Source organism: Holdemania sp. (assembly GCF_986127675.1).
In genome coordinates, this window is the sequence record NZ_CFQZWI010000089.1 from 1 (window position 1) to 11711 (window position 11711).

At 53.2% G+C, this 11711-nt stretch carries 11 protein-coding genes and 1 other annotated feature; of the genes, 4 read left to right on the forward strand and 7 right to left on the reverse strand.

What is annotated here, in order from left to right; genetic code table 11:
* The 6 genes from AC5OW4_RS12020 to bcp all read right to left on the reverse strand — a co-directional run.
* Window positions 1-532: M14 family zinc carboxypeptidase (locus tag AC5OW4_RS12020; protein WP_493677007.1), on the reverse strand; the 532-nt coding region annotated here is incomplete at its 3' end.
* A gap of 114 nt (window positions 533-646) precedes the next feature.
* Window positions 647-1390 (reverse strand): amino acid ABC transporter ATP-binding protein, encoded by a 744-nt coding sequence (locus AC5OW4_RS12025; protein ID WP_370544611.1) that lies wholly within the window; start codon window positions 1388-1390, stop codon window positions 647-649.
* Window positions 1383-2942, reverse strand: coding sequence for an ABC transporter substrate-binding protein/permease (locus AC5OW4_RS12030; protein ID WP_493677008.1), 1560 nt, complete (start codon window positions 2940-2942; stop codon window positions 1383-1385). Before AC5OW4_RS12030 ends, AC5OW4_RS12025 begins: the two co-directional genes overlap by 8 nt.
* A gap of 39 nt (window positions 2943-2981) precedes the next feature.
* Window positions 2982-3193: a binding site (T-box leader), on the reverse strand.
* Window positions 3194-3323: 130 nt separating this feature from the next.
* On the reverse strand, window positions 3324-4316 hold the full coding sequence (locus tag AC5OW4_RS12035; protein ID WP_493677010.1) for a nucleoid-associated protein: 993 nt from the start codon (window positions 4314-4316) through the stop codon (window positions 3324-3326).
* Between the two features lie 91 nt (window positions 4317-4407).
* Entirely contained in the window at window positions 4408-4812 is a 405-nt protein-coding gene (locus AC5OW4_RS12040; protein ID WP_072682853.1) for a hypothetical protein, read from the reverse strand.
* Window positions 4813-5092: 280 nt separating this feature from the next.
* Window positions 5093-5548, reverse strand: coding sequence for a thioredoxin-dependent thiol peroxidase (gene bcp / locus AC5OW4_RS12045; RefSeq protein ID WP_195396342.1), 456 nt, complete (start codon window positions 5546-5548; stop codon window positions 5093-5095).
* Window positions 5549-5874: 326 nt separating this feature from the next.
* On the opposite strand from bcp, the gene AC5OW4_RS12050 reads away from it, so the two are divergent.
* From AC5OW4_RS12050 to AC5OW4_RS12060, 3 genes are all read left to right on the forward strand, one after another.
* Window positions 5875-7026, forward strand: coding sequence for a glycerate kinase (locus AC5OW4_RS12050; protein WP_295771296.1), 1152 nt, complete (start codon window positions 5875-5877; stop codon window positions 7024-7026).
* Window positions 7027-7097: 71 nt separating this feature from the next.
* Complete coding sequence (locus AC5OW4_RS12055) at window positions 7098-8495, forward strand: GNAT family N-acetyltransferase (protein WP_295771293.1); 1398 nt, start codon at window positions 7098-7100, stop codon at window positions 8493-8495.
* Between the two features lie 351 nt (window positions 8496-8846).
* Entirely contained in the window at window positions 8847-9101 is a 255-nt protein-coding gene (locus AC5OW4_RS12060; protein WP_255370381.1) for a LysR substrate-binding domain-containing protein, read from the forward strand.
* Between the two features lie 220 nt (window positions 9102-9321).
* Here the strand turns inward: AC5OW4_RS12060 and AC5OW4_RS12065 are convergent, their stop codons facing one another.
* Window positions 9322-10806 carry a flavocytochrome c gene (locus AC5OW4_RS12065; RefSeq protein WP_006057698.1) on the reverse strand — a complete coding sequence of 495 codons (1485 nt, stop codon included), beginning with the start codon at window positions 10804-10806 and terminating at the stop codon, window positions 9322-9324.
* A gap of 125 nt (window positions 10807-10931) precedes the next feature.
* Here AC5OW4_RS12065 and AC5OW4_RS12070 point away from each other — a divergent pair.
* Window positions 10932-11711 (forward strand): cache domain-containing protein (locus AC5OW4_RS12070; RefSeq protein WP_493677011.1); only part of this gene is annotated, 780 nt, incomplete at its 3' end.

The following is an 11711-nucleotide window of genomic DNA, read 5'->3' on the forward strand; positions in this document are numbered from 1 at the left end:
CCATTAACTGCGGGTGCGTCTTGCTGATCTTCCAGGCGCCGTGCTTGTCCTTGATCCGCATCATCCGGATCACGCCGTCCTGATCCATGTCTTCCGGCACTAAACCCGGCTGCTGCACCGGCGTCAGATACGGCCGGTCAGCGGAACGCAGGTCATACGGCGAAGTCAGATACACCTCGCTGCCGTCCACGCTGATCCGCGGGATGACATAGAACGTCAGGGTGTCCGCCAGCCGCGTCAGCTGGGCATCCTCGCCATAGTTTGTGCACAAGACGTCGAGCGTATGCAGCGCCGCCATCGAACCGGTCACTTCCCCGGCATGCGTATTGGCGTCGATATAGAACGCCGGCTTCGCCAGCGGATCGCCCGTCTGCTTATTGGTCAGCGTCAGCGCCCATACGTCGCGGTCCTTTTCACTCTTGCAGATCGATTCCATCGCAAGTAAATCCGGATGGTTTTTGACCAGCGTCTGCAGCGCTTCGGTCAGCTCGGAATAAGCATAGTAATGATCGTACTGAAAGGTTGTTTTCATTCGGACACCTCCATCTTTATTTTATATTCAGTCCTGCCCTGGCTTAGTCAGCTTGAATTCAACGATTTGCTCAGGCCGGCCGGTAATCCTATGATGCGCCAAAATCCTGTTTTTTTACAACACTTTGCTTAAGAATTCAATCGTTCGCGGATGGGTTGGATGATCGAAGATTTCCGCCGGACTGCCCTGTTCGGCGATCACGCCTTCATCCATAAACAACACGCGGTCACTGACCGACCGGGCAAAGCCCATTTCATGCGTGACGATCACACACGTCATGCCGCCTTCCGCCAGCTGCTGGATGACCTCCAGAACGTCCTTGACCATTTCCGGATCGAGCGCCGAGGTCGGTTCGTCGAACAACATGACGTCCGGCTCCATCGCCATCGCCCGCACGATCGCCAGCCGCTGCTTCTGACCGCCGGAGAGCTTGCGCGGATATTCGTGCGCCTTGTCCTCCAGGCCGACCTGCTTCAACAGCTTCATCGCTTTCTCTTCCGCTTCCTTCTGCGGAACCTTCTTTTCCAGCGTCGGGGTGATCGTGATGTTTTCCAGCACGGTTAAATGCGGGAAAACGTTGAAATGCTGGAACACCATGCCGATCTTCTGACGGTGGTGGTCGATATTGATCTTTTTGTCGGCAATGTCCACGCCTTCAAAGATGACCTGGCCGCTGGTCGGCTTTTCCAGCAGGTTCAGACACCGCAGAAACGTCGACTTGCCGCTGCCGGAGGGGCCGATGATCGAGACGACCTCGCCCTTATGAATCGTTTCGTTGATTCCTTTTAAAACTTCCAGCGATCCGAAATTCTTTTTCAGATCTTTGACTTCAATTAATTTTTCTCCTGCATTAATCACTGACGCTCATCCTCTTTTCCATATATTGAATGCCCTTCGATAAGACAAAGGTCACGACGAAGTAGATCGCGGCAATGATGATCAGCGGCTGCCAGGCATAGAACTTCGTGCTCATTAACAGCGTCCGCGTATACATCAGCTCGCCGATATAGAAGGTGGAAGCCAGCGAGGTTTCCTTGATCATCGTGACAAACTCGTTGCCCAGCGCCGGCAGGATATTCTTGACCGCCTGCGGCAGAATGATTTTCATCATCATGTGCCGGTTGGACATGCCCAGACTCTTGGCCGCCTCACTCTGGCCCTTGTCGACCGCCTGAATGCCGGAACGGATAATTTCCGCGACATAAGCCGAGCTGTTGAAGACCAGCGCGATGACGACGCAGGCATATTTGGACAGGTTCAGCCATGGGAAGGCCATTGGCAAAAAGAAGCGGAAGATATACAGCTGTACGAGAATCGGCGTGCCGCGCAGCACTTCGACATACACCGCCGTGATGAATTTCAGCAGCGGATTTTTCGACAGCTTGATAATCGCGATCAGCGCGCCGAAGATCGTGCCGAAGAAGACCGTGATTGCCGCCAGCTTCAAGGTTTCCCACAAGCCGCTCATGAAGATGCCGGAATTCTCCTGGAAGACCTGGATGACGCCCGGCGACTTCTTTGCGACGCCTTCGGAGCCATCGAATTCAATGCCCAGCTTGGAAGCCAGCGTCTTGGCTTCGTTTTTCCATTGTTCATACAGCCCCTTTTCGTTGATGTCCGCAATTATGTTGTTGATCGCGGCAATCAGCTCCGTTTCGCCTTTTTTGACGGCGAGTACGTTGCCGGCATGCTGATCTTCCAACGTCGTATCGAAGCGCGCATCCGCCAAGATCAGCGAATTGTCCTTGGATACATAGCCTTTGGCCACGTCGCAGTCGGAAGCCAGCGCATCCACCTTGTTGGTGGTTAAGCTCAGGATGCCGATGTCCATCGACGTGATCGTTTCCAGCGTCGCCTGTGGCAGCTGGGTCTGCACATAGTTTTCCTGCAATGAGCCGGCCTGCGCGGCGATCAGTTTCCCATCGAAGCTGGCCAGCTCCGGATACTTCTCCGCATCCACGCGGCGGATCATCAGCCCCTGACAGGCCGCTTCTCCGGTTTTGTTAAACCCGTCGGATAATTCAAAGGAATCCTCGCGGTCTTCCTTCCAGCCGAAACCGCTGATCGCCATGTCGCTTTCGCCCAGATCGACTGAGCTGAGCACCATCGCGAAGTCCATCGCCTGAATTTCCAGCTCGACGCCCAGCTGATCAGCGATGTACTGCGCCATCATGATGTCGGAGCCGACATACTGGTCCTGTCCTTTCCTGGAATCGTCGATAAACTCCTGCGGCGCAAAGTCCGGCGACGTCGCGACGATCAGTTTGCCCCGCTGCAGGATTTCCTCCAGCCGGTTGGCGGGATTGCCTTGAGCTGGTTGTTCCTCCTCGGCCGCCAGCGACAATCCGGTTGTGATCCACAGGCAGAAAATCATAACGGCCAGGATCAGCGTGTTCTTCATCTTTCTCATATTACCCCTCTTTTCCAAACAAAAAAGCCGTTCCTCTAATCTAGGAACGACTCACATCGCGGTACCACCCTAGTTGCCGGAACAAAAACATCCGACCCCCTCGTTCGTTAACGCAGACTCACGTTTCAGACTACTGCTTTCATCTGAACTTCTCCCAGGTGCGCTTCGCTTTTGACAGTGCCGCCAAACTTTCACTCTGTTTTGGCTCGCTGATGGATATCTCAAGCTACTCTCCTGTTCACTGAATTTTGAATATGGATTCAGTTTAAGCGAAACTGAGACGGTTGTCAAGACGGAAATGAACTGCTTCGCGATAAAAAGAGAAATTTTACATCAATCCATGTAACTTCTTACATTCTTTTTTTATTTGTCCGGCTGCGTTTATTTATCATAGATATGGATGATGTTTTTCAACAGGATGGAAAGACTGCCGTCAGGATTAGTGATGAATTCCACATGGCTCTGATCGTGCATATAATCAATCGGCAAAACGATCGAAATCCCGCTGTCGGTCACCAGCTTCTGCTTTTTCAGCTTGGCGTCGTAGGCGGAGCTGGTCACAACCATCCGCTGCTGGTCCAGACCACGGTCCTGCAGCTTCGCTTTCGCTTCAAACAGCGTCGAAGGATCGTCGACGTAGATTTCCTCAAAGACTTCCTCAAGATTGACTTCTTCCTTTTCCTGCAGCGATTCTGCGACTTTCTGCTTGAACTCGACGCGGCGGTTCATCTCGGTCAGATCGTCGCTGGGATGAATTTCCTGCACGATTTTCTGCGCCGCCTTGATCTTCTCCTTCGGCGTCATATCAAATTTTTGATTCAGCAGCAGTTCCGAAAGCGGCGTAAAGCCTTTTTCCTTCTTTTCAATCAGCTGCGTCAGCCCGGTGAACAGATCAGTGCAGAACTCAAAGCTCACCCCGGCCGACGCGCCGGGCAGCGTCGTCTGGTATTCGACTAACTCCAGCCGGGTCTGGCGTTCATCCTGGCTGAGATGGTGAATCAGCGAGCTGCGGTAATCCAGAATTCCGACATATAAGCTTAAATGCCGGTCGATCTCCAGCAGCGCGAACAGAACATCCGCGCTCTGGCCGCCGTTGCTTTGGCGGTAGTTGAACAGCTTTTCCAGCAGCTGCAGCGTAAACTGGTAAAACACCTGCCAGTCCGAGGCTTTCAGCACCTCATCCAGCTGGACCCCGCCGATGCTGGCCGTTGTGCTTGTGCGGCAGTGTTCGCTGCCCGTCAGACGCTGCAGCCGTTTTTCCAGATAGGTATTTAAAAAGTCCGTCGGTTCCAATTCCACCTGCGAAACCACAGGCATCCCCAGATTCATATCCAGGCTGTGCAGAATCGCGGTTTTTAATTCGATCGTTTCCACGAGCGATTCCTCCTTTATCCTGGGCTTAGTTTACCTTTTTTTCCGCAAAAAGAAAAGACATCTCGTTTCTGAAATGTCCTGCTTCCCCGTTTTACAGCTGCGTCATACCGCCGACGGCAGCGATGATTTCCTCGGTGTCCAGCGTGCTGAACCGGCTGCGGTTAAACCGGATCGTCTTCGACTGCATATCGACGATGACCGACAGATCCACGTTCATATAGAAACCCTTGACCAGACACGTGCGGATCGAATCCTTGGCCAGATCATGCTTGACGATCGCCAGACTTTCCACATCAGTATAGACTGGAATTCCCCGATCTTCCGAATACATCTGAAGTTCTTCCAGACGGATATAATCGACGACGAATGCGTCTAAATTCGCAATCCGGTCGGCGTACTCCAATAACTGTAAGGTCGCGTTTTCCTCCGCCATCAGCGGCACGGCATATTCTTCCACCAGCGTGTTGCCGATGATTTGTGTTTGTTTCTTATTCATCCTGCTCACCCATCCTGCTCCTTTACTTATCATCATTATACTATGTTTTAGGAAAAGTGAATATGCTGAATTGAATAATATCCTTATTTTTTTAATTTCGACAATGTTCGACATAGAAATGATCACAGCGCTTACATTTCCGTTATTTTCCTGCTTATTTAATTATGCTGAAAAGAGTGCCTTTTTCATGCCCGCAGCGATTTAAAAAGTCTGGAATCAAACTCGTTCCAGACCGGTTATCCTGATGAAAGTGACCGAAATCGAGATTGGAAATTTAATTCTATCCTTCCAATCCGTCGATGAACGCCAGCACCTGCGCGACGTCCTGATCCGGCTTTACTTTGTCAAAACGCTTTAAGATGTTTCCCTGCTCGTCGATCACAAACGTCGTACGCGCCACGCCCATCACCTTTTTGCCATACATCATCTTTTCCTGCCAGACGCCATAAGCTTCGATCGCGATCCGTTCAGGATCGGAAAGCAGCGTAAAATTCAGGCTCTGCCTGGCGATGAATTTCTGATGAGACGCCGCGGAGTCTTTGGAGATGCCGATCACCTTGAGATTCCGCGCGGCCAGTTCGGCAAAATGATCGCGATAGCTGCAAGCTTGCTTTGTGCAGCCCGGCGTGCTGTCCTTGGGATAAAAATAGACGACGACCTTCTGCCCCAGGAAGTCATGCAGCGCTACTTCGTTGCCCTCGCTGTCGTTCAGTTTGAAATTATATGCTTTTTCCATGATTGTTCGTCCTTTCTTTGTTTTTTTATTTTTGTCAGCTTTATCATACCCGTTTTTTCGGTTTCTGCCTACTCTGACGCCCGGATTTTCTGCTTCCTTTACCGTAATCAGAGGATATCCATGCAAACTTTTGAAGATAAAGAAAGGAATGGGTATCAGGAAAAGGAATATACAGCGAATACTTCATTGAATTTTGCGAAAAGAAAACAAAAGATGATGATATAATCAACTTGAAAAGACTGCCGATAAAAAGCTGAACTCTAATCCATATTTACTTACTGGCTGAGTTGATCGGTAACAGCTTTCACTCTAACTGGAGGTTAACAATGAAAAAAATCATCGTGGCTGCGGATTCTTTCAAAGGTTGTATGTCCAGCAGCGAGATCGGAGCGCACATTCAGACTGTGACGCATGAACTTCTTCCGGCGGCTGAAGTCACAGTTCTGCCGATCAGCGACGGAGGCGAAGGCTTAGTTGAAGCTGTCGTTAAAAACGGCGGCTTTCTCCGTCAGGAAGGGATGTTCTGCGATCCTCAGTGTCAGCCATGGAGCGCAGTCTGGGCCAGGAGGGGATCGGAAGCCGTGATTGAACTGGCTCAATGCAGCGGGCTGGGTTTATGCCAGCCCCACAATCCTGCTCTGGCTTCAACCTACGGCACAGGTCTGCAAATCAAAGCGGCTTTAAACGCCGGATGCAAAACGATTTATCTGGGTCTGGGCGGCAGCGGCACGCATGATGGGGGATGCGGAATCGCGGCGGCTCTGGGCGTGCGTTTTTTCCATCAGGGAAAAACCTTTCTGCCTACCGGTTTGACATTGGATCAAATCGAAGCGATCGACGTTTCCGGCTGTGAACTGCGAAACTTCGACGCACAGCTGATCTGCCTGTGCGACGTCACAAATCCATTGTTCGGCAGTACCGGGGCAGCCCAGGTGTTCGCCCGGCAGAAAGGCGCAGATGAACGGCTGATCGGCCAGCTGGACCGCAGCACGGAAGCGCTGACGCGCAAAGTGGAAGCCTGGCAGGCCTGTTCCCTGGCAAATCTGCCGGGATTGGGCGCGGCCGGGGCCTGCGGTCTGATGTTGAAAGGGTTGTTCAACTGTGAAATCCGCAGCGGACTAAAACAGCTTTTACAATGGATGCGGCTGGACGAACAGCTGGCGGAAGCGGATTTGATCGTTACCGGCGAAGGCCGGATCGACGCGCAAAGTTTACAAGGCAAGGTCCCGCTGGGCATCCTTCGTCATGCTCAGCAGGCAAACGTACCGGTTCTGGCGGTATGCGGTCAGCTCGGTATGGCGAAAACAACGCTGCTGGAAGCTGGATTTTGCGATGTGCTCGTATTGCAGCAGCCGTCCATGAGCGAGCAGGAAAGCATCCTGCACGCCCCACAGCGGCTGCAGGAAGAATGGAGACACTGGCTGAAACAGAATTTACCGCGGCAGGAACTGGCTGAAAAATCCGTCAGTGTGTCATAAGCGCAGTCAAGAACATTTTCCCGGACATTGGATTATGATAGAATAAGAAAAAGAGCCAAAAGAGGTATACCATGAAAATCCGTCATTACCCTGCCGCTCAGCGACAGAAAATTCAAGCGCTTTTAGACTTCAGCCGGCGGATGCTGCGCACCCAGCGGCAGACCTGCGTTAAAGCGTGCAGCTGGGACGTATCGGAAATTGTCCCCAACAAACCCTTGCCGCCATGGGAAATTTTTGCCGCGGAGGAGGATGACGGTCAGATCATCGGAGCTTTGGCGCTGGATCCTACCCGCTGGCAAATTGATTTGTTAGCGGTCCTGCAGCACCATCAGGGCGAAGGCTTATCCAGCGAACTGCTGCATCAGGCCCGCCGGTTCGCGAAAAAACATCATCATTTTGAGCTGCAGGTGATCGTCCTGATGCCCTCGCTGCCATTCTTTTTGAAAGAAGAATTTACGCTGATGTCCAGCGATCATCATCCGGTCCAGCTGCAGGAACGGTTCTTCATGCGGCAAACGTTGCGGCCGCGGCTGGTGCTGGCGGCGGAGCCCTTTGACGACGGCTGGGACGCCCGGGCGTTTAATGAGAGCCTGCAGGCGCTCGTACCGATTTCTCAATGCCAGTCGGTTTCCTGCAATCTAAGCGACGGACAACATGGATATGTCGACGCGCTGATTGGCCAGTCAGTCTGCCAGCGGGTGACCCTGCCCGTTGATCCGGCTTTCCCTGCCCGAAAAATCAGTTATGCCGTGCGGGGCAACAACGCGATTCTGGAACTTTCCGCGCTCGCTGATGAAACCAGTACCCGGCTTGGCGGTCACCTGATCCTTCATGCCCTCAACCAGGGCTGCCGCCGGTTTTATCTGGTGCTCAGCAACGCCATACCGCAGGATGGCGGTTTGGGGATGCTGGAAGCGCTGGGCATGAAGTTTGTTTACGACGATCTGGGTGAAATCGTCCGGGCAGACGATCAGGAATTGAAGAAAACGCTGCGCGGATTGACGTTCATCGCGCTGTGCGATCCCAAGGATTTATACCGCAATGCCCTACCTGCTTCGCCGCTCATTCGCTGGCTGCAGCAAACTTCGTCCGCCGCCGAACCGGGCGCGGGCGCAGGTTATGGGCTGGGCTATACGATTCAGGTACTGCTGCGCGGGAAATGTCAGGACGGCGTCGCTGCCTTGATGTCGACGATCGGTTTTCGGGAACGGCTGCGCCATGCGGACGCCTTGCTTTGCTTCCGCCAGAAATTCCTGTCGCCTTCCTCCTCCAGTTCCCTGCCTCAGGCTGCGGCGATCGCGCATCATGAAGACATGACGACCATCTTAGTGACGCCGGCAAAGACAAACGCCGCTCAGGCTGAAATTCTGGGCTTTGATCATGTTGTCAATCTGCCGGAAGGACCGTTAAGCGATCAGGATGTTCAAAAGACATTAAGCCGGATTCTTAACGAGCTGAACGGTTTGTAGCCGGAATAGCGGTTCAATTTCATGAAATCTCCTTTCATCATGAAGGTGCTGCCCGGGAAACCGGGCATGGGATTCACTGACAATGCAATGACGTGGATCAGCCTGACTCTGGATCGTATCGCTGCGTGAAATTTCCGGCAGACTGCGCTCTGTCTCGTTTCGTCACAGATCGGAAAAGTCGGGAGGTGTCAGGTCCACGGCGATGATCCCCCCGTTTTCAACAGCCCCTTTGCCAGCCAGAATGTCTGGTTCGGTCAGAATCATCAGAATTCAAACGGTGCCTTCGTTCAATGCTGCTTCGAAGAACTGGTCATAATCGCCGAGGAATCGCCGGGATCGTCCAGATGGACAATCAACAACGCGTGCCCAGGGTGGGAATGTTCTTCGCTTGAAGCGCTGTTGGAAGCCGCGCGGCAAAACCTCGGGGTCACACTCCTGTCTCAGCCGCTGGCCCATCAGAAGATCGAAACCCGGCGCTTCACCCCCGTGATCGTCAGTGATTTCCGTTTAGAAAATTCTCTGTCGCAGCTTTGTCATAAACAAAAATACAAAACCCCGGCGATGCTCAAACGCATAAGACTGGCGGAAACGACGGCGCAGGACTGACGCAGGATGAAGGCTGAGAACAGCGCCGGGATCCGTGCTTTTCTATTTCATGGACGCCTTTGATGCCTTTGTTTTTGTGCATCCCTTGATAATGGAAGGGATAAAAACAGATAAAAGCCCCGCGGCTTTCGTTTCTGAAAGAACGGGGCTTTTCATTTTGATTTTCTTGATCCGTACCGGTTCTCGTTACAGGGAATACCGACGGATTCTAAATTTCTGCTTATTTGTTCGCTGCCGCGTTAGCGCCTGCGATCCGGCCGAAGACCATGATATCCGCAATCGCGTCGGAGCCTAAACGGTTGGTGCCGTGGATGCCGCCGGTTACTTCGCCAGCCGCATACAGATTTTCAATGACGTTGCCGTCAACATTGACCACCTGAGCTTCCGGATTGATCTTGATGCCGCCCATCGTGTGGTGGATTGCCGGAATCGACTTCATGATATAGTAAGGACCTTCGCCGAAGGCGATCAGATCGCCGCGCTTGTTGAATTCCTCATCCTTGCCCTTTTCGCAGTATTCGTTATACTTCGCGACGGTGGCCTTCAGGTTTTCCGCATCGATGCCGAAATGCGCTGCCGCTTCTTCGATCGTGTCGGCTTTTACCAACATGCCGCGTTCAATCAGATCATCATATTCGTTTTGATGCTGCTCGCGGACGCCGGAAGCGACCATCGAAGCTTCGTCCCAGAACAAATACGAGAAGCCGTCGGTGGTTTCCGTGACCGCTTTGGAGATGACGTCACGGCGTTCCAGTTCCTCAACGAACCGCTTGCCTTCCAGGTTGACTAAGATCGCACGGCCGTCCAGACGGACGTCGCCGACATACAGTAAGCGTCCGGTTTCCGCATCGCAGGTCGGATAAGTCTGGATCCATTCCATGTCGACCAGCTTCGCGCCGATCGCTTCCGCCATCGTGATGCCGTCGCCGGTCGATCCGACGCTGTTGGTGGACAGGATTTTTTCATCCATCATCGGGTTGTACTGCTTGCGCATTTCCAGATTGGAGCCAAAGCCGCCGGTCGCGATGATCACGCCGTTGTGAGCGGTGTAGGTCAGGGTCTGACCGTCATGCTGGGCTTCGACGCCGATCACTTTGCCCGCTTCGTCCTGGATCAATTTGGTCGCCGGCGTATCGGTCTGGATTTCGATGCCCAGCTCGTCGCATTTGGCCTTTAACTTCTGGATAGGTTCCACGCCGCTGGCGTTGAGCGGTACCAGACTGCGCTTGACAGAATGACCGCCGAAGAATAACATATTATCCTCAAACTGAACATGCACGTCGTCGCGCAGCCATTCCGCAGCGCTCAGGGCATTTTCAGCCAGAACCCGGACCACTTCCGGATCCGCGATATTGTCGCCGCCCTTCATGATGTCTTCATAGAACAGATCGACGGAATCCTCGATCCCTTCCTTTTCCTGCAGCCAGTTGCCCGGAGCGGCCATTTCCGCGCCGGAGATCAGCGTGTTGCCGCCGACCATCGGCATTTTTTCCAGCACGAGAACGCTCGCACCGTTTTCCTTTGCGGTGATCGCCGCCGCCATACCGGCTCCGCCTGCGCCTAAGACGATTACGTCGGCTTCGGTATTGACGTCCGCAGTTTTCGGCTCGTCGCTGGTCTTCGGCTGTTCCGCAGGCTTCTGCGAACAGGCGGTCAGGCTCAGCGCCATGACGCCCGCTAACGCCAGAAGAGTTACTTTCTTCATTTCTTTTTCCTCCCTTTGACAACATCACTTATTTGTGATTACATTAGCATTATAGCCCGGCAGGACTTGTTTGTATTTGCACAAATTTTCGAAAATTTGTACTTTATCAACCTGAGGTGATCCCCATGAAATTTAAAACCCGAATGATCGTGACATTCAGCGCGCTGATCACCGCCGCCTTTGCGGTTTTGATGAGCCTTGTATACCTGACCGTTTCCCACGCCAATCAACAGCTGGTCTCCTCCACCAGCGTCCAGCTGTTCGACGCCAAAGCCCGCGAAGCCGGCGACTGGCTGGCCCAGCGCGTCAGTGAACTGGAAATCATCGCGCTCAGCCCGGCGGTGCAGTCGATGGATTTTGACCGCATCCGGCCGTTTGTCGAAACGCTCAACGCCGACGTCGGGCAGCGCTATGGCAATCAATGGGGCACCTTCGCCATCGGCATGCGCGATGGGATCGGCTGGGTGGCCCAGGATAAGACGATCGACGTATCCGGTCGCGATTATTTTGAACGTGCAATGACCGGTGATGAACCATTTATTCTGAGCGAACCGGTCACTTCCAAGACCGACAACGCCCCGATCGCCCTGATCTGTTATCCGCTGCGCAAAGACGGTGTGCCGTATGGTTTTATCAACGGTGCGATCGCGCTCAACCGGCTGACGGAGCTGGCGCAGGGGATTGATTTCTATAACGGGATATCGTGGATTATGGACAGCGAGGGACGCAACTACACCGTGCTGCCGGAAGCGCTGAGCAGCGCGAAGCTGGCGCAGTTCGCCGAGCATCTGAAAGTGGATCCGCCGACATCCACCCGTTATGTCTCGGACGGCAGTTCGTTTTTCTACTTTACGCCGATCCCGATGACGGAGGATTGGTTTTTAAGATCGGAAGAGCGTCGTGTA

Coding starts and splice junctions, on each gene's coding strand:
- AC5OW4_RS12030 (WP_493677008.1), bottom strand. CDS start 2,942: ATGAGAAAGATGAAGAACACGCTGATCCTGGCCGTTATGATTTTCTGC.
- AC5OW4_RS12040 (WP_072682853.1), bottom strand. CDS start 4,812: ATGAATAAGAAACAAACACAAATCATCGGCAACACGCTGGTGGAAGAA.
- bcp (WP_195396342.1), bottom strand. CDS start 5,548: ATGGAAAAAGCATATAATTTCAAACTGAACGACAGCGAGGGCAACGAA.
- AC5OW4_RS12050 (WP_295771296.1), top strand. CDS start 5,875: ATGAAAAAAATCATCGTGGCTGCGGATTCTTTCAAAGGTTGTATGTCC.
- AC5OW4_RS12055 (WP_295771293.1), top strand. CDS start 7,098: ATGAAAATCCGTCATTACCCTGCCGCTCAGCGACAGAAAATTCAAGCG.
- AC5OW4_RS12065 (WP_006057698.1), bottom strand. CDS start 10,806: ATGAAGAAAGTAACTCTTCTGGCGTTAGCGGGCGTCATGGCGCTGAGC.